Source organism: Psychrobacter sp. ANT206, assembly GCF_056880555.1.
This window is the reverse complement of the sequence record NZ_CP096271.1, coordinates 1,339,144-1,357,767: the sequence shown is the minus strand read 5'-3', so window position 1 is coordinate 1,357,767 and position 18,624 is coordinate 1,339,144. Positions and strand designations below refer to the sequence as shown.

Annotated in this window: 14 protein-coding genes; 5 read left to right on the top strand and 9 right to left on the bottom strand. The window is 42.7% G+C overall.

The window, feature by feature from the left end:
- Positions 1-312: 312 nt before the first annotated feature.
- On the top strand, positions 313-1,332 hold the full coding sequence (locus M0221_RS05715) for an LLM class flavin-dependent oxidoreductase (protein ID WP_483284652.1): 1,020 nt from the start codon (positions 313-315) through the stop codon (positions 1,330-1,332).
- A gap of 125 nt (positions 1,333-1,457) precedes the next feature.
- Here the strand turns inward: M0221_RS05715 and M0221_RS05710 are convergent, their stop codons facing one another.
- From M0221_RS05710 to ispF, 5 genes are all read right to left on the bottom strand, one after another.
- Positions 1,458-2,417, bottom strand: coding sequence for an AEC family transporter (locus tag M0221_RS05710; RefSeq protein ID WP_011513488.1), 960 nt, complete (start codon positions 2,415-2,417; stop codon positions 1,458-1,460).
- 249 nt (positions 2,418-2,666) lie between these two features.
- Positions 2,667-4,565: a tRNA uridine-5-carboxymethylaminomethyl(34) synthesis enzyme MnmG gene (gene mnmG / locus M0221_RS05705; protein ID WP_020443354.1), complete on the bottom strand. Its 1,899-nt coding sequence runs from the start codon at positions 4,563-4,565 to the stop codon at positions 2,667-2,669.
- A 276-nt stretch (positions 4,566-4,841) separates the two neighbouring features.
- Complete coding sequence (locus M0221_RS05700) at positions 4,842-5,369, bottom strand: hypothetical protein (protein WP_483284651.1); 528 nt, start codon at positions 5,367-5,369, stop codon at positions 4,842-4,844.
- Between the two features lie 255 nt (positions 5,370-5,624).
- On the bottom strand, positions 5,625-5,975 hold the full coding sequence (gene grxD, locus M0221_RS05695; RefSeq protein ID WP_011280514.1) for a Grx4 family monothiol glutaredoxin: 351 nt from the start codon (positions 5,973-5,975) through the stop codon (positions 5,625-5,627).
- A 149-nt stretch (positions 5,976-6,124) separates the two neighbouring features.
- Entirely contained in the window at positions 6,125-6,631 is a 507-nt protein-coding gene (gene ispF / locus M0221_RS05690; RefSeq protein ID WP_483284650.1) for a 2-C-methyl-D-erythritol 2,4-cyclodiphosphate synthase, read from the bottom strand.
- A 366-nt stretch (positions 6,632-6,997) separates the two neighbouring features.
- Here ispF and mnmA point away from each other — a divergent pair, with 366 nt between their 5' ends.
- The 3 genes from mnmA (at position 6,998) to purB (ending at position 11,477) form a co-directional block, all read left to right on the top strand.
- Complete coding sequence (gene mnmA / locus M0221_RS05685) at positions 6,998-8,110, top strand: tRNA 2-thiouridine(34) synthase MnmA (RefSeq protein ID WP_483284757.1); 1,113 nt, start codon at positions 6,998-7,000, stop codon at positions 8,108-8,110.
- A 55-nt stretch (positions 8,111-8,165) separates the two neighbouring features.
- The gene (locus M0221_RS05680) at positions 8,166-10,004 is read left to right on the top strand and encodes a hypothetical protein (RefSeq protein ID WP_483284649.1); all 1,839 of its coding nucleotides are present in this window, start codon (positions 8,166-8,168) and stop codon (positions 10,002-10,004) included.
- 81 nt (positions 10,005-10,085) lie between these two features.
- Positions 10,086-11,477, top strand: a complete 1,392-nt coding sequence (purB, locus tag M0221_RS05675) for an adenylosuccinate lyase (protein WP_483284648.1) — start codon at positions 10,086-10,088, stop codon at positions 11,475-11,477.
- 124 nt (positions 11,478-11,601) lie between these two features.
- Here purB and M0221_RS05670 read toward each other — a convergent pair whose 3' ends face one another.
- The gene (locus M0221_RS05670) at positions 11,602-11,787 is read right to left on the bottom strand and encodes an NF038104 family lipoprotein (RefSeq protein ID WP_011513481.1); all 186 of its coding nucleotides are present in this window, start codon (positions 11,785-11,787) and stop codon (positions 11,602-11,604) included.
- A gap of 131 nt (positions 11,788-11,918) precedes the next feature.
- On the opposite strand from M0221_RS05670, the gene M0221_RS05665 reads away from it, so the two are divergent.
- Entirely contained in the window at positions 11,919-13,091 is a 1,173-nt protein-coding gene (locus M0221_RS05665) for a JmjC domain-containing protein (protein ID WP_483284647.1), read from the top strand.
- A gap of 160 nt (positions 13,092-13,251) precedes the next feature.
- On the opposite strand, the gene guaD is transcribed toward M0221_RS05665, so the two are convergent.
- The 3 genes from guaD to xdhB form a co-directional block, all read right to left on the bottom strand.
- Positions 13,252-14,709 (bottom strand): guanine deaminase, encoded by a 1,458-nt coding sequence (gene guaD, locus M0221_RS05660; protein WP_483284646.1) that lies wholly within the window; start codon positions 14,707-14,709, stop codon positions 13,252-13,254.
- A 213-nt stretch (positions 14,710-14,922) separates the two neighbouring features.
- Positions 14,923-15,909: a xanthine dehydrogenase accessory protein XdhC gene (gene xdhC / locus M0221_RS05655; RefSeq protein WP_483284645.1), complete on the bottom strand. Its 987-nt coding sequence runs from the start codon at positions 15,907-15,909 to the stop codon at positions 14,923-14,925.
- The gene (xdhB, locus tag M0221_RS05650) at positions 15,902-18,472 is read right to left on the bottom strand and encodes a xanthine dehydrogenase molybdopterin binding subunit (protein ID WP_483284644.1); all 2,571 of its coding nucleotides are present in this window, start codon (positions 18,470-18,472) and stop codon (positions 15,902-15,904) included. Before xdhB ends, xdhC begins: the two co-directional genes overlap by 8 nt.
- Between the last annotated feature and the right edge of the window lie 152 nt (positions 18,473-18,624).

The following is an 18,624-nucleotide window of genomic DNA, read 5'->3' as shown; positions in this document are numbered from 1 at the left end:
AATACTCATAAAAGTATCATTATCTTTAGATAGTGATGCTTTTTATTGTGAACTATTCTTTTCTAGTCAATGTCTGACTAAACCAACTGTCCTTATCCTCTATATCTCATATGATTAAGATTTGTTATCAGCATGAATACTGACCTTTATATCTTATTTAACCGCCCCATTATATAGGAGGTAAAGCGTTCAGGACTTGCATAATGATACTTATATCACTAGTTGAATAATAACTACGCAAGCTGAGGCTCTTATAAATTTATAATAAATAATACTGCCATTAATCATATGGCATCTAAAAACAGGTGATTTATGAGTAACTCTATTCCCTTATCCTTCTTAGATTTAGCCCCCGTTCCTGAGGGTAAAAGCATCGCTGAAGGCATTGCCCAAACCGTTGAAACAGCGCAGCAAGCCGAAAAATCTGGCTTAAATCGCTATTGGATGGCAGAACATCATAATATGCCTGGTATCGCTAGTGCAGCGACGTCAGTGCTATTGTCGCATATTGGTGCTCAGACCAAGCGTATACGTATTGGCGCAGGTGGTGTGATGTTGCCCAATCATGCCCCGCTCGTCATTGCTGAGCAGTTTGGTACCTTGCAAGCATTATATGGCGATCGCGTAGATTTGGGTTTGGGTCGTGCGCCCGGTACAGACGGTGCAACTTTTCAAGCATTACGTCGCCAGATGCAAGATGCTGATCGCTTTCCACAAGATGTGCAAGAGTTGATGTACTTTTTGGGGAATGGCACAGATGATAGTCCCGTACAGGCGTTCCCCGGTGCAAAATCTAATATTCCCATTTGGATACTAGGTTCTTCCCTTTTTGGTGCGACCTTAGCAGCGCACTTAGGATTGCCATATGTGTTTGCTTCACACTTTGCACCGCAAATGCTTGGGCAAGCCATCAATGCTTATCGCGAGCAATTTAGACCATCAGCTTACTTAGACGAGCCTTATGTCATGCTAGCGGCAAATTTATTGCTTGCGGACGATGATGCGACCGCCCATTATCACTTTACCTCAGCACAGCAGAGCTTTGTGCGTTTACGCCGTGGTGAAACAGGTCAAATGCCAAAGCCTACTCATGATATGGACAGTATCTGGAGCGCTGCTGAGAAAATGATGGTGGATAGTGCGTTGTCGGTATCGTTTATCGGTTCTGTTGAAACTGTCAAGCCAAAGCTTACAGCGTTTCTTGCTACCTATCAGCCCGATGAGCTGATTGTGACAGCAAACATCTATGACCAAGCAGCACGTTTGCGCTCACTTGAGTTTGTCTCTGAGCTTAATTTATTTGATTTACAACCAACAGCAATACTTGCATAATATTAAAAAACCTTCCCTTCTATAAAGAAGGGAAGGTTTTTTAATCAGGGTTTGATAAATTCTTAATAACTGTCTTTTGATTTAACCACTGTTTTATAAATATGTAGTCATCCATTAAGCAGTGGTTAAATTAGCCCCATAGCGCGTAATATTGCCGCGCCAATCGCCATGCCAAACATACCAACTACTGTCGTAAATGCCAAAATATTGGCCGCTAAAATATCATTACCGCCCATCGCTTTTGCCATCACATAGCTTGCTGCTGCTGTTGGTGATGCAACCATCAAAAACAGTACGCCCATATGTACGCCCGTTAAGCCAAAAGCAAAACCAACCGCTATAGCAACCAACGGTGCAATAACAATGCGTCCAATACTTGCCTGCATAGAAAGTCCAGAAGGATGCAACATCGACTTCAAATTAATACTGGCACCGGCACAAATCAGGGCAAGCGGTAAAGCAACTGCTGCTAATAACCCACCGGTGATATGAATCACACCCGCTATCGGTGGTAGTGGCAATGCTTTATAAGTAAAGGCTGCAACGAGTGCAATGATGAGCGGATTGGTAAATAGCTTTTTAATAATCATGGTACTACGACTGAGCCAAGTATCCTCTATACTCTTAGACACTCGGCTGAGCGTAATCACCGCTAAGATATTAAACAGTATTGTCACCACACCCATATATACCGCGCCAATACTTAAGCCAGTCGTCCCATAGGCGTTGGCAACGGTTGCCAGTCCAATAATCGCCATATTGCTGCGAAAGATACCTTGTACAAAAACCCCTTGATTGGCAGGGTCGCTGATAAAGCGCTTGGCATAGAGCTCAGAGCCGATAAACAATATAAAGGTCACCACAATACCAGCGCCTATCAATACCACTTGCTTCGCATAATCAACGTCACTATCGACCACACTAAAAAACAGCAGACATGGCAGACAATAATTAAAAACGAAACTGGAGGCCTGATCGATAAACACTTGATCCGCCTCACCGCGTCTTTTCATAAAAAAACCTAACCACATTAAGGCAAGGTTGGGCAAGACGATGGTCATAGCAAAAATAATGGCATCAATCATAAATAGGCTCAGTTTAGTGACAAGCCCATCATAATATGGACAATAGCGAGGTAAATTAATAAAAAAGATATAAGTAATAATAATAGAGTTGGTAATTCGTAGAGCCAGTATAAAGAGAAAGCAGCAACCAAGACAAGTGAGTACACCTCTTTCTTTTAACAACGGTAGTATTTTGGCAATAAAAAAGCCCATAACGACTTCTCGGTATGGGCTTTTTGCTTTTCTATTTTTTAAGTCATTGATACATTATTATGACGCGTTTAATGCTGCTTTTACTTTTTTCTGTTTCTTGACCGTCATTGCTAGTAGCTGGATAGCAGCCGGTGTGACACCACTGATACGTCCCGCTTGAGCCAATGTTGACGGACGGACTTGCGCAAGTTTTTGGACAATCTCATTGGACAACCCAGATACTACACTATAATCAAAATCTATTGGTAGCGCTGTATTCTCCAATCTCTTCATCTGATCAATATCTTCTTGCTGACGATCAATATAGCCTGCATATTTGACAGAAATTTCAATCTGCTCTCCCACTTGGGCATCGACTTTCGAATCAGTGATGGCAGCGATATCAGCAAAATGAATCTGCGGACGCTTGAGCAAATCAAAAGCTGTTGCCTCTTTGGATAGCACCTCGCCCGTTTGCTCTGTGATTTTTTTGCCCAATGCATTGGCAGGGGTTGCCCACATATCTTTGAGGCGTGCGGTTTCTGAAGCAATGGCTTCCATTTTTTCTTCATACGCTTGCCAGCGCACATCATCTACTAAGCCAAGCTTACGACCAGTTTCAGTCAAACGTTGGTCAGCATTGTCTTCACGCAGCAATAAGCGATACTCTGCACGACTGGTAAACATGCGGTATGGTTCAGTGGTGCCATGCGTAATCAAATCATCGACAAGCACGCCAAGATAGGCTTCATCACGGCGTGGTGTCCAGACATCAAACTCATTGTTTTCACAAGTGACTAGAGCGGCATTGGTACCAGCTAATAAACCCTGTACGCCTGCTTCTTCGTAGCCAGTTGTACCATTGATTTGACCGGCAAAGTACAAGCGGTCAATCGATTTGGTTTCGAGCGTTGGTTTTAGGTTTTGCGGATCAAAATAATCGTATTCAATCGCATAGCCTGGACGGGTAATATGAGCGTTCTCTAAGCCTTTCATACTATGAATAAATTCTAACTGTACATCAAACGGTAAGCTGGTTGAGATACCATTCGGATATAGCTCATGCGTAGTCAAGCCTTCTGGCTCGATAAATATCTGATGGCTGTCTTTATCCGCAAAGCGATGGATTTTGTCTTCAATCGATGGACAATAACGTGGACCAACACCTTCGATTTTGCCAGAGAACATCGGTGAGCGGTCTAGATTTTCACGGATGATATCATGGGTACGGGCATTGGTATGAGTGATATAGCAATTGACCTGTTCAGGATGCATGGACACATCGCCCATATAACTCATTACCGGTAGCGGAGTATCACCCGGCTGTACCGTCATCACACTAAAGTCAACACTACGCGCATCAATACGGGCGGGCGTACCTGTCTTTAGGCGACCAACAGGGAGTTTCAGCTCACGTAAACGATCAGCAAGCTTGATAGAAGGTTGATCGCCTGCGCGACCACCTTTTGAGCTCTCAAGACCAATATGAATCACCCCGCCTAAAAACGTACCTGAGGTTAACACGACCGTTTGCGTATTAAAAATAATACCAGTAGCAGTCACAACCGCTGTGGCACGACCGTTTTCAACTAGAATATCATCGGCTGCTTGTTGGAAGATATCAAGGTTTGGCTGATTCTCTAACGTATGACGAATGGCGGCTTTATAAAGAATACGATCTGCTTGCGCTCGAGTGGCTCGTACAGCGGCACCCTTACGACTGTTAAGTACTCGAAACTGGATGCCAGATTTGTCTGTTGCCAGTGCCATTGCGCCGCCAAGTGCATCAATCTCACGCACCAAATGCGATTTACCAATACCACCAATCGCAGGGTTACAGCTCATCTGCCCCAGCGTTTCAATATTATGCGTCAACAGCAAGGTTTGCGCGCCCATACGTGCGGCCGCCAAAGCAGCTTCTGTGCCAGCATGACCGCCACCGATCACCACCACGTCGTAATTTTTTGGGTATTGCATGTAATGCCTCACTTGACTGATCACGCTATGCTTAGCGACAGGTTATTATTCAATAACAGGAACTGGGTAGATAAGTGTCAGTCGAATTTAAAAAAGAAATAGCGACTAGAATATAGAACAAGCCGCTATTAGCTGAATAGATAGCCATTAATTATAACAATTTTTTATCATTTAAAAAACGTTATACGAAAAACTATTGAGATTAACGATCAAGAAATTTTGATTAACGTTGATAGCATTTACCAATGCTCATTCCCAACGTTTATTTGTCAGGACTTATTTGCCAGGACTAAGCGGCACAATACGATCCGCCTGCCCACTCGCCAGCATATGTTGGCTACCATAGCCTTCTGGATTAATCTGTAAATAAGCATTCATCTGCCCGATAGCATCGCCATCATCACTCGCCAATATATACTGTTTAATCGTCTCAACGGGTGGTAGTGGCAAGTTTTTTAGCAATGCCAAACGTTGCTGGTTGTCGCCTTTATTAACGACCAGTTCAATAAGTTGACGCGCATCAATGGGTAAATCTGGCGTATTCTGTGCCAATAACGCCAAATGATAAGCACCCGCAGCATCTTGATCCGCGACGATACGCTGTTCAATCGCAATATAAGTGGCTTCTGTTGCGCCGCCTGCCACGCTAAGCTGATGAATACATTTAAGCGCTGAATGTGGCTCATTGCCAGCGATTTCAATAATGCGCGTGGATTCATTTTTTAAGTGCTCGCGACGTTTTTCAATCGTAGCTTGCTCGGCATCTTGTATTTGAATGGCTTGGCTATTTAATTCGTTAGTCATAGAACTCTCTTATTATTGATTCAATGTTTCTTAATGTTTCGAGGTATTGAATATCGATATTAAGAGTTATATGGGGATAAAGCTGGCAAAAACAATTGAACTTGCTGACTGTCAATATTAAAAAATAAAAAATCCGAGCAACCTTTAATAAGGCGACTCGGATTTGAGTACTTAGGCTCGAATATCAATTATATCAACATCTTAATGCCACTTAGATATTTAAGCATTAAACGTCGATATAAAGTGCTCTCGATATTAAGCAGCTGGGCTATTTGCTTCAACCAAAGGCTTAAGCTCGCCTGATTGATACATTTGTAAAATAATGTCTGATCCGCCCATCAATTCACCATCAATCCATAGCTGCGGAAAAGTTGGCCAATTAGCAATTTGTGGTAACGTTGCGCGGATTTCTGGATTTTCTAAGATATTGACGAAAGCAAATGGGCGACCAATTTGTGTCAAGACTTCAATCGCTTTGGCAGAGAAACCACACTGCGGGAACTGCGGTGAGCCTTTCATATACAGAATGACTTTGTTGTCTTTGATTTGGTTACGAATCAGTTGTTCAATATCGTTGGCAGCAGTATTTGGGGTTTGCTCACTCATAAAAACTCCTATTAATTAAAACTATTTATAAAAAAGACAGGTAACATTAAATTTATCATGTGGCTGCTACATGGGGCAATCTTAACCATATTGCAAGCAGTTTTGAAAGCTGACAGCCATAATCATACGCACTGATATACTATTGAGAATTAAACGCCAGACGCATTCGGCACCAATAATACCACGGCATTGGCCATAATACCCTCTTGCCGACCGGTAAAGCCCAATTTTTCAGTGGTGGTTGCCTTAACACTGATATTACCCACATCGGTCTGCAAATCACTAGCGATGTTAGCGCGCATGGCTAAATTATGTGGTGCCAGTTTTGGGCGCTCACACATTACGGTAATATCAGCATTACCCAACATATAACCTGCAGCTAACACTTTGCCATACACATAACGAAGTAGTACGCGTGAATCTAAACCCGCATTTGCCGCATCAGTATCTGGAAAATGTTGCCCGATATCGCCGAGTGCCAAGGCGCCAAGCAAAGCGTCAGCAAGTGCATGCAGTACTACATCACCGTCAGAATGCGCAAGTAAGCTGTGCGTATGATCAATAGGCACACCTGCCAGCACCACATATTGCTGCTGTTGGCCATTATTATGAAACGCATGAACATCAATACCTTGACCAATTTTTATCATTATCATTCCAAGTAAATTAATGGTGATTAGGATAATTGAAAACCATTATCTAAATTTTTAAAGCGATTTTACCGCCAGTAAGATGCCATAGCTCGCCACCAGTTTCAATTAACTGGTATAATATGACGCTTATTTTATCATAATCCCCAATCCAAAAGATAAGCTGACGTCGTTCTGCTGAGACTACGCATGGTAGTGATTGCATAATTTTGGCGTCAATATGTATTTTGGAGAACGTATAAATAGTTGAGCCGCTTTATGTCAGCCATACCAAACGCTTCTAACACATCAGCTTCTGCTTCTTTTGACGCCCATCGCCCTCTAACGCTTGCCGATATCAATGATCCTAGCACTAAGCATGTGATTGTTGGTATGTCAGGCGGAGTCGACTCTTCTGTGTCTGCCGTATTGCTTCAGCAGGCAGGCTTTGTGGTCGAAGGTCTGTTTATGAAGAACTGGGAAGAAGATGACGGTACCGAATATTGTACGGCGATGGATGATCTGGCGGACGCACAAGCGGTATGTGACAAAATTGGCATAAAACTGCATACCGCCAACTTTGCCATGGAATATTGGGATCGCGTCTTTGAGCATTTTTTAGCGGAATACAAAGCGGGTCGCACGCCAAATCCCGATATTTTATGTAATAAAGAAATCAAGTTTAAAGCATTCTTAGACTATGCCTTAACGCTTGGTGCTGATTATATCGCCACTGGTCACTATACCCGCCGCAGTGTGAACTATAAGAATAATGACGGTATTGAAGTGGCTCAATTGCTACGTGGGCTCGATAACAATAAAGACCAAAGCTACTTCTTACATGCGGTTGGCGGTGACAAGCTTGCCAAAACCCTGTTCCCAGTTGGTGAGCTCGAAAAACCAGTCGTTCGTCAAATCGCTGAAGAGCATGACCTTATTACCGCCAATAAAAAGGATTCAACTGGTATTTGTTTTATTGGCGAGCGCCGTTTTAAAGACTTTTTACAGCAGTATTTGCCGGCACAAAAAGGCGATATCGTCACTGATGATGGTATTACTATCGGTATGCATGATGGTCTTATGTACTATACATTAGGGCAGCGCGGTGGTATTGGTATTGGCGGAGTGAAAGATCGTCCTGAAGAGCCATGGTTTGTGCTCGCAAAAGACTTAGATAACAACCGTCTTATCGTCGGTCAAGGTCATGAGCATCCGATGATGCTGAGTAATGAGCTACAAGCTTATAAGCTCGATTGGGTCGATGGTTTACCGCCTGCAGATATATTTAGCGAAGATGGCTTACGTTGTATGGCAAAATCGCGCTATCGTCAGCCTGACCAAGCTTGTACCGTATTTGCTAACAATGAAAATGGTAGTGAGGTACGAGTGGTATTTGATGAGCCACAACGTGCCGTTACTCCCGGTCAATCAGCCGTATTTTATATTGAGGAAGTTTGTCTAGGCGGCGGCGTGATTGCTACTATTGATGCGCCTTGCGGGATTTGATATCTCATTCATCATTAGTCAATAAAAAGATTTGTCGCTGTTTTTAGGATACTGAATGACCGCTCGCTTTTTTGCTTTACTTACTATTCCAACTTCTTTTTCGTTATGGGTGAAGCGAAGTCTTACGCTTACCTTTATGGCGGCGTCATTTAATTTGCAGGCTGCACCAACAAATATGGGTAGTATGACCGTTACCAGCTCTAATGCTTCGGCTGGTACTGCTTCTGGCACATATGTAGCAGCAGGTTCTGGTGCTACCGGTAGTTTTACTTTAGTTCGCAATGAAAATATTGGTTATAACAATAGCGCTGAGATAACACCAGCTAGTGGTACGCGCACCAATGGTATTGAAATCAGGAATGATTCTAATACTAGTATTGATAGAGATAAGTTCAAGTACACCTTTACTATTACTCCTGATGACAATGCTTCTATACATACCATAAAAGTTGGTCAAGCTAGCTATTCAATGGGTGGTAACTCAGAGATTGCACGTCAAACATTAAGCTTTAACCAAAATAGTCAAATTAGTACACCTGCGCAAGCTACCATCAGAAATAATCCAAACGTCCCCTATTTTTATAATGCCATGGGTGATTATTTTATGGGTAAAAAACTGGCTGGAAATAGCTTTAGCTCTAACAATACGGTTACCTTGCCACAGCTACGCTTCGATAGCTCAAATGGTGGAGATAGCGGCTTATATTATTACGGAATCACTGCGCTTAACGGTAGTGGTAATAGTAGCTCGTTTACGCCTACTACCAATAATAGTGGACAAGTATCTTTTGCATCTGGTCAAAAAAGAGGTACCTTGCCCCCTATGCCCACCTTTACCAATATTCTAAAAGAAACCTCTACCAGTCCCAATAATCAGACGACTTATCGGGCATTGAACGTAAATGACATCATAGCTAATAATAGCAGCTACGTCAGCTATGGTATCGCTAATGCGGACAGCAACTATGTTCTTGCGGTTAAGAATGCCAAGACTGTCACCTTAACTTACGAAGGCATCATGAGAGGTAATAGTGCTATTGAAGCGGATGTGGTTGGAGAAACCTATAATGAATGGATCAGCTTCGGGGTAGAAAGCGAACCTCTCTATTATGTTTTTTCAGGAACAGCATTTAACGATAATGGTGGTAATACCAATCCACAAGTCAATAACTCTGGCTACTTTAACGGTATTTTTGATACCGTCTCCGAAAGCGGAATTTCTAACAGCACTATTAAACTAGTCGATTGCAACAACTCAGATATAGTTTACGCTAGTGAAAATTTACCTATGACTGCTGTTGGGCAATATCAACTTAGAACGCCCATTGCCAATCTGAGCGGCAAAAACACTGTCTGTTTGATAGAAGAAAACAGTACGAATACACACCCTATTCGTACTACTAATAGTAAAAAACAAGTGGATTTAGTGACGAACAAATATTTTTATGATACCAATAATTTTGGTAGAGTCGCTGCTGAAAATGCTGCTCTAGTACTTATAAAATACCAATATGTAAATAGCTGTCCGGCGACGATTGATTACCCCAATATTAGCAATACCGCTGCTGACAACCCTAATAGTGGTTTTAGTACTAAACCTATTGACAATATTGAGCCTGGAAACTGTATTGCCTATAAAATTACGGCAACCAATCGCGCCAACCTTTCTATTGATAACTTCATAATGCAAGATATGCTTCAAAAGAAGGGAGAAAAAGGGGCCACGGTCGACTCAAAACTGATTGCGCCACTTTATAAGCCAAATGACTATGCTTCTGATAGTGTGGCTATCGGTAACAATGGTTTAATTAAAACCAAAATATTTACTCTAGCGGCAAAATCATCTTACGACTTTTACTTCAATACTAAGTACGGTACAACGCAATCTAATTAATACATGATGATTTTTCAGATTAAATCATTTTTTACATTTTTTTAACCAGCTGTAATTTCAATAACTTTTTGAGGCAATGATATGAATCTACTTACCGCACTCTCCCCAATCGATGGTCGCTATGCATCCAAAGCCGATAGCTTGCGCCCTTATTTATCAGAATTTGGTCTGATTAAAGCGCGCGTGACCGTTGAGATTCGCTGGTTACAGTCATTGGCTGATAATAGCGCGATTAGTGAGTTGGCAGAATTTGATACCGATACCAATGCGTTTTTAAATGCTATCGTAGAGAACTTTAGCGAAGCTGACGCGCAAGCGATCAAAGACATCGAAGCAACGACCAACCATGATGTAAAAGCGGTTGAATACTTTATTAAAGATAAATTCCGTGGTCAGGCAGCACTTGAAGATTCATTAGAATTTATTCATTTTGCTTGCACCAGTGAAGATATTAATAACCTATCTTACGCACTCATGCTCAAAGACAGCCGCGAAATCGTCGTTGCTAAAATGCAAGAAGTAACGGATAGCATCGTTAATCTAGCAATTATCCATGCTGATCAACCGATGCTGTCACGTACTCATGGTCAAACGGCAAGCCCGACGACTCTAGGTAAAGAGATGGCAAACGTTGCTTATCGTCTAGCGCGTCAAATCAAGCAAGTCGGTGAAGTTGAGTTGCTCGGTAAAATCAATGGTGCGGTCGGTAACTATAATGCTCACTATGCCTCATATCCTGACGTTGATTGGCAGAATCATGCTGAAAAATTCATTAATGAACGTTTAGAATTGACCTTTAATCCTTATACCACGCAAATTGAGCCGCATGATTATATCGCTGAATTGTTTGACGCAGTAAAACGCTTTAATACCATTCTAATCGACTTTAACCGTGATATTTGGCAGTATATTAGCTTAGGCTATTTTAAACAGCGCCTAAAAGATGGTGAAGTGGGTTCTTCTACCATGCCGCATAAAGTCAATCCGATTGACTTTGAAAACTCTGAAGGTAATTTGGGTGTAGCTAATGCCATGCTTGCTCATTTGGGTGAAAAGCTACCGATTTCACGTATGCAGCGCGATTTGTCTGACTCTACCGTGTTGCGTAATATCGGTGTTGGTCTAGCACAAAGCATGATTGCTTATGATGCGTGCCTCAAAGGCGTCAGCAAACTTGAATTAAATGCGCAGCGCTTAAATGATGACCTAGATAATGCGCAAGAAGTATTAGCAGAGCCGATTCAAACGGTCATGCGTCGCTACCGTGTTGAAAACCCATACGAGAAGCTTAAAGCTCTTACCCGTGGTAATGCCATGACTCGTGAAGCAATGCTTACTTTTGTTGATGGCGATGAATTATCGGCAGTCAGTGAAAGCGATAAGAACAGTTTGCGCGAAATGACGCCTGCTACTTATATTGGTAATGCGGCTGAACAAGCACGCACGATTAAAGAATGGATTGCTAAAATTTAACTGGCAATCAGCTCATCTCTATCAAATGCAAAAAAGATATAAATGAGCACTCATTTATATCTTAATAAGAACCTTACTCTAAACACTATTATTTTTTAAAATACATAGTTGATGGGTGAGGTTTTTATTCTTTATCGTCTTTATCACTGCTATCGCCCGGTATGATAGCTTTACCCACAGCGACCGTACCTTTAACCACACCTTTAGTGGTTTTATAAGCGATTTTAGCAGGTACAGTAACAATTTTATGTACACAAGCTTGCAGCAAAAACATACTGGCAATAATAACGATAAAATGTAATTTTTTCATAAATGTCCTAAGAATAATTATAGGCTCTGATGACAGTCATCAGATAAGCAATAATCATAAACTAATAAATCCTGCCTATAAAGCCATCATTTCTATTAATCTTATAACCAGTTAACCATACGGATTTATCCATGACTTCTATCTCCCTTTGTTTACCGAATACCATTACTCCTGAGCAATTCTTAAGCGATTATTGGCAAAAAAAACCCCTCTTGATTAAGCAAGGCTTACCGCAATTAATTGGTATGTTTGAGCCGGAAGATATCTTAGGCTTAGCTATAGATGAAGACGCTACTGCAAGGCTACTGACTCAAGCTGCGAGCAAACAAGAAGGTCAGCCGCAATGGCAACTTAAAAAGAACCCACTAACTGAAGCCGACTTTGATAACTTACCTGAGCAATGGTCAGTACTGGTACAAAATCTTGAGCAATGGTCGCCGGAACTTGGCGCATTATGGCAGGCGCTTGATTTTATACCGCAGTGGCAGCGCGATGATATTATGGTGTCTTATGCGCCAAAAGGCGGCTCGGTTGGCAAGCATTATGATGATTACGATGTATTTCTAGCGCAAGGGTTTGGCTCTAGGCGTTGGCAGTTAGGTAAGTTTTGTGATGAGCAGACGCAATTTGTTGCCGATGAGCCGATACGTCTATTTGATGATATGGGCGAGATTATCTTTGATGAAATCTTAGAAGCCGGTGATGTGCTATACGTGCCACCAAAATTAGCACATTTTGGCGTAGCGCAAGATGATTGCCTAACCTTTTCCTTTGGCTGCCGTCGTCCAAACTTGATGCAAATCATTGACAGCCTTGCCGATGTCGCGACCAATGACAGCGCTTTATTTATACCGATGTTATTACCACAAGCTCTGCAAGCGTCAGGGGCATTAAAGACTGACAGCATTGAGGCGATTAAAACTCAATTATTACAACTGCTCCAATCTGAGCGCGGTGATACGATTATTCGCCAAGCCGTGTCTGAAGTGGTCAGCAAGCGTCAATATGATGTGCTTGTCCCTGAAGAGTCGCTGACGACTGATGAGATGATAGCAGCATTGGCAACTGGCGCGACGTTGCAAGCAGATTACAGCAATCGTTTGTTATACACCCAGGCGGATAATGACATCGTTTTATATGCCAATGGGCAACGCCTAGATGATTTGCATGAAACATCGATAGCACTACTGGTACGCTTATCTAATGGCGAGCATTTAAGCCTTGACGATATGGAAGGGATTGACCCTGATGAAGTGATGGAATGGTTAGAGAATGGTTGGATATGGATGAATCATCCAGAGTAATGCCATAGTTATTAGCCAGTTTTTATAGTACATTGGCTATTAAGCATTATTTAAAAACCATCAGCGCCTATTTACTAAGATTTAAATGTCTTAATAAATAGGCGCTGATTTTTATGTAAACATTCTAACTTAAGCAAAAAAATATTTTTAATACTTCCCTTTATGCAGCAACCGCTTTTTTATAACGACACACGCCAGCGATAATCGTTTCTTCAATCACCCTATCATCACCTAACATCATCAGCACAAATAACTGCTCATCAAGCGACTTGGTCTGTGTCATACGGCGCTCCATTAAATCAGTGCCTCCCATATCTATCACCACAAAATCTGCTTCTTTATTTGGCATAAAGTTACCGATTTTATCGTCTAACAATAATGACTGCGCGTTGCCTAAAGTAATTTGATATAAGCCTTGATGCGCTGATAGCGGATTACTCTGTAATTGCTGAACTTTATAGGCTTCTGATAAAGTGGTCAGCATCGATAAGCTAGTACCTGCGCCCACGTCGGTTGCGATACTAACGCCGGTATAGCTTAGGGTTTTGGACAAATCAAACAGTCCACTGCCTAAAAATAAATTGGACGTCGGGCAATGGGCTATTTGGGTGCCAGTATCACGTAGCACTTCATATTCTGATGTCGAGAGATGAATGCCATGCGCCAACGTCGTATGCCTGCCAAGTAAGCCCATATCATGATAAACGTCTAAATAACCTTTATGATTGGGATAAAGCTCACGTACAAAAGCGATTTCATCAAGGTTTTCAGCCAGATGTGTTTGCAGATAAACACTATCATAACTACGATACAGCTCGCCGGTCATTTGTAATTGCTTTGGCGTTGACGTAATGGCAAATCTTGGCGTAATCGCCACATGCTGACGTCCGCGCTCATGCCATTTATCGATGATATTTTGTGTATCACGGATGCCCTGCTCTGTTGGTACACACAGATGCTCAGGCGCGTTTTGATCCATCAATACGTTACCCGTAATCATACGAGTATTCAGACGGCTGCTTTCATTAAAGAATGATTCTACTGACTGCGGATGACTGGTTGAAAATACCAAGGCGCTTGTTGTGCCGTTAGCAAGCAGCTGGTTTAAAAAGAATTTTGCGGTATCATCAGCAATCTTTGCATCACCAAAATTGGCTTCGGTCACAAAGGTATAATTATTTAACCAATCAAGTAATTGCTCGCCAAACGCAGCAATCATATCTATTTGCGGATAATGTACATGGGTGTCAATAAAGCCTGGCATGATAAGCTTATCTTGGCAATCATGAATCTGTACTGGCGCTTGATCCTCTTGGCGACTGGCGTTACCATACTGCGACATCATTGACGCACAGCTGCCATAATCTACGACGCGACCAGTCGCATCATCGACCACCAAGGCACCATTGGCAATATATTCAGGATAAACCTTGACACCTGCCACTACTGGCAGCAAATTAACGTTTTTTTCTATCACTGTGATGCTAGGACGTTCAGCATTGGTTAAACTATCATTGGTTAAATCAGCCGTCTCTACATGGGTATGCTTGGCTCTTGCCGCCAGATTCTCTTCCGTTAAATAATGCAATAATTTTGCTTGATAAATATGTATGGTCATAAAAAAATCTCACAATAATAGATAAGTATTTTGGTTAAAAATTCATCCATATTATGTGTCTACCCTAATACAACCAAAGAAATACAAGCACAAAGTTACTGAGCGCAGCCTATATCTTATGATGGCTGACGAAGCTAAGAACGATGTCTTAATGCATTTAAGGCAGACAGATAAATAGAGAATTAAAAAATTTTTAATTAAGATGAATGTTAGTTATAAATCATGATAAAGCTGCATAACTTGCGCCGCGATAGAGATCGCGACTGCCATTGGCTCTTTTCCGCCAGTATTAAGTCCTATAGGCATAGTCAATTTATCGACTATTTGCTCATTGTAGTCACGCTGTAGCAGGCGATCTCTGAAACGCTTGGCTTTGGTCGCTGAGCTGATACAGCCAAGATAAGGTAATGAGCTGCTATCGATGCCAGTTTTTACATAAGAATCGAGCGTGGCACGCACCAAATCAAAATCAAGACTGTGATCATGTGTCATGACCAAAATAAAATACTGAGTGCCTTTTTTTGTTGACGCATTCATCAAGGCACTTTCAATGCTCTTGGCAACAAACGGTTGAACAAAATCGACTGGATCTTCATCAATATGCGGGCGAATGTGAGTAGGCAACTGATAAGTCACTTGCCCTTCTACAGTATCCGGGTTATGGGTTAGATAACGCTCAAACATCTCAGCACGGCTGTCTACCCAGTCAACTTGACAAGGTAGCTCAGCAAGAATGGTCATTAGCGCAGCTGCTACGTGCCCTGCACCAAACACCAGTAACGACATGGGCGGCGTTACATTAAAGCATTCAAACATGACCGTGACGCTACCGCCGCAGCATTGAGCCAATGTAGCGCCCAATGGATAATGCTTGGTATAGACGGCATCGCGGCGTACTGCCTGCGCCTTTGCAGACTTACCTTCTTTTAACGGTTGCGTGCTTCTAGCGTCAGTGGCATTAATTTCACCATTTAGCAATTGCCTAGCGGTTATCGTCACGTCATGTTCAAGGCTACCGCCGCCTAAGGTGTCACAGCATGCATCAAGCGTCACGATCATTTTTGATTGAAGCTCACGAGGTGCTGAGCCATTCACCGCAACGACCGTCGCCAAAACGTGCGCAATACCTCGCTGCTGATATTGCGCCAGCCCGTTATACCACTTTGTTGGTGGCATCGGTGTGATTAGTGACTTATTCACTATGCGCCGGTCCACGAGCCGTTGATACATTTGGGTTTTGTATCGCTTCAGGCTGATCATCCGTTAGCTTACCTTCGACTTCTGTTGGATTAATATCTTTACCGTGTGCGACTTGCTGCGGCTTGACTTTATCATCATCAATACCGCAATTATCATCGGTTGCTGTTAGGCTAGTAATCGTATCTTTATCCGCTTTAGAAGCAATTTCCCATTCTTGACCTTGCATGCGCATGACCGATTTTAATACCGCTTCTGGCGTTGCCGGCATGGTCAGCTCAGGGTTTTTCTGGTAATCACCTAAGCTTGCAATCGCGTTGTTAATCGCGCACCAAACGCTAGCGGCTAGCATAAATGGCGGTTCGCCAACGGCTTTGGAGTTATAAATAGTCTGCTCTTCGTTTTTACGCTCGAACAGTTTGACGCTCCATTGTTTTGGTAAGTCATGCGCCGTTGGAATTTTATAATTGGCGGCACTGTTTGACGCAAGGTTTCCTTTTTTATCCCAAACCAACTCTTCAGCAGTCAGCCAGCCCATACCTTGAACAAAACCGCCTTCAATCTGACCGATATCAATTGCAGGATTAATCGACTGCCCAACATCGTGTAAGATATCGCAGCGCAATACACTATATTCACCCGTTAAAATATCAATCTCAACCTCCGAACAAGAGGCACCCAAGGCAAAGTAAAAGAATGGGCGACCCCACGCTTTTGAGCGATCATAAAATATCTTTGGTGTTTTATAGTAGCCAGTAGACGATAAGCTAATGCGGTGCTGATATGCGAGTAACACCATTTCAGCAAAGGTTAGTGTTGCTTTATCACCGATATGGACATGATTGCGCTCAAATTTGACATCTTCTGCACTTACGTCAAAATGTTCAGTAGCAAATTCAACCAAGCGATCTCTAATAGTAATACAGGCATTTTGGGCGGCTTTACCATTCATGTCAGTACCTGACGACGCTGCTGTTGGCGAAGTATTTGGCACTTTATCGGTACGAGTTGCGGTTACTTTTACGGTATCCAAGTCGACATCGAATTCATTGGCAACGATTTGGGCAATCTTGATATATAGCCCTTGCCCCATCTCGGTACCACCATGATTGATTTGAATGGTACCGTCGGTATAGATATGAACCAAAGCACCCGCTTGGTTTAACGTCTGTACCGTAAATGAGATACCAAATTTGACCGGCGTTAGAGCCAGACCAAAACGTTTGTCATTACCTTCGGCTTCAGCTTTTCGATTAGCGACTGTGATTTGTTCACGGCGCTTAGCATAATCGTTATCATCAGCTAACGTCTGCATAATAGTCGCCAAATCAAAATGCTCAATTGGCTGCCCATAATGGGTGCTTTGACCATTTTGATATAGATTTGCCAAACGTACCTGCAAAGGATCTTTACCCAGACTGTAGGCAATATCGTCCATCATATATTCAGCAGTTAGCAAACCTTGTGGGCCACCAAAACCTCGATAAGCGGTGTTAGATACCGTATGTGTCTTGCAGCGATGACCAGCGATCTGAGCCGCTGGATAATAATAAGCGTTGTCACAATGGAACATCGCCCTATCGACAATGGCATCGGACAAATCTGGTGAATAGCCACACAATCCAGATAATTGCATATCAACGCCAAGTACTTGACCAGCATCATTGACACCGACATCGTAGCGGTTGGCAAATTCATGACGTTTACCAGTGACGACCATGTCATCTTGACGGTCTAAGCGCATACTCACTGGCACATTATGGCGTTTGGCAACGATACCGCACAGACACGCCCATGCCGCAGCTTGCGTTTCTTTACCACCAAAGCCGCCGCCCATTCGGCGCACAACTGTCGTCACGGCATGAAAAGGTAAATCGACCACTTCGGCGACCAGCTGCTGCACTTCACTCGGATGCTGTGAAGAAGTATATACTTCAAGCCCACCATCATCGCAAGGAACAACATAAGATACTTGCCCTTCCAAATAAAAATGCTCTTGCCCCAGCATATGAATATGCCCTGCAATACGAGTAGGTGCATTCTCAAGCTCAGCCTGAGCATCACCGCGCGTCATAAAGTGACTTGGACGTACAAACTGCTCTTGCTTTAGCGCCTCATCAATAGTGAGGATTGCGGGCAGCGGCTCATATTCCACAATGGCTTTGAGCACTGCCTTTTTTGCTGCACGGTGACTGGTGGCAACCACCGTAAATAGCGTTTGACCGACATATTCTGTGATCTGATCGACCATGAGTGGGTCGCCATCAAACACTGCTCCAATATCAGTCTTGGCTGGTAAATCTTTAAAGGTGATGACGTCGATTACCCCATCCGCTGCTTGTACGGCGCTCAAATCCATACTTAAGACACGAGCATGCGCGTGAGCACTTTTACCAATTGCTAAATGCAGGGTGTTTTGTGGTTTTAGCATATCGTCCACATAAGTGGCAGTGCCCATAACGTGACTAATAGCACTGTCATGCTTTGCTTGGGTGCCAATCTTGTCTTTTGGTGGACGCTGTCTGCGGGTACTGTAGCTGTCAAATAATGAAGAATGGTGGCTCATAATGGCTCTCTCTCTTATATTTTTAGCAAAACCTATCTCTCTAACAATAGCGTTTTGACTGTATCTTTTAGCGATGCGAAAGTTAGGTGAGTTAGCATAATCAAGCAAGTTCAAACACTAGGGCCGTCTATTTAGCCCTTGCCGAGCTTACT

What these genes read in the sequence shown, in the direction of transcription:
- M0221_RS05715 (WP_483284652.1), top strand. Translation starts at nt 313, where the DNA reads ATGAGTAACTCTATTCCCTTATCCTTCTTAGATTTAGCCCCCGTTCCT.
- M0221_RS05710 (WP_011513488.1), bottom strand. Translation starts at nt 2,417, where the DNA reads ATGATTGATGCCATTATTTTTGCTATGACCATCGTCTTGCCCAACCTT.
- mnmG (WP_020443354.1), bottom strand. Translation starts at nt 4,565, where the DNA reads ATGCAATACCCAAAAAATTACGACGTGGTGGTGATCGGTGGCGGTCAT.
- M0221_RS05700 (WP_483284651.1), bottom strand. Translation starts at nt 5,369, where the DNA reads ATGACTAACGAATTAAATAGCCAAGCCATTCAAATACAAGATGCCGAG.
- grxD (WP_011280514.1), bottom strand. Translation starts at nt 5,975, where the DNA reads ATGAGTGAGCAAACCCCAAATACTGCTGCCAACGATATTGAACAACTG.
- ispF (WP_483284650.1), bottom strand. Translation starts at nt 6,631, where the DNA reads ATGATAATGATAAAAATTGGTCAAGGTATTGATGTTCATGCGTTTCAT.
- mnmA (WP_483284757.1), top strand. Translation starts at nt 6,998, where the DNA reads ATGTCAGGCGGAGTCGACTCTTCTGTGTCTGCCGTATTGCTTCAGCAG.
- M0221_RS05680 (WP_483284649.1), top strand. Translation starts at nt 8,166, where the DNA reads ATGACCGCTCGCTTTTTTGCTTTACTTACTATTCCAACTTCTTTTTCG.
- purB (WP_483284648.1), top strand. Translation starts at nt 10,086, where the DNA reads ATGAATCTACTTACCGCACTCTCCCCAATCGATGGTCGCTATGCATCC.
- M0221_RS05670 (WP_011513481.1), bottom strand. Translation starts at nt 11,787, where the DNA reads ATGAAAAAATTACATTTTATCGTTATTATTGCCAGTATGTTTTTGCTG.
- M0221_RS05665 (WP_483284647.1), top strand. Translation starts at nt 11,919, where the DNA reads ATGACTTCTATCTCCCTTTGTTTACCGAATACCATTACTCCTGAGCAA.
- guaD (WP_483284646.1), bottom strand. Translation starts at nt 14,709, where the DNA reads ATGACCATACATATTTATCAAGCAAAATTATTGCATTATTTAACGGAA.
- xdhB (WP_483284644.1), bottom strand. Translation starts at nt 18,472, where the DNA reads ATGAGCCACCATTCTTCATTATTTGACAGCTACAGTACCCGCAGACAG.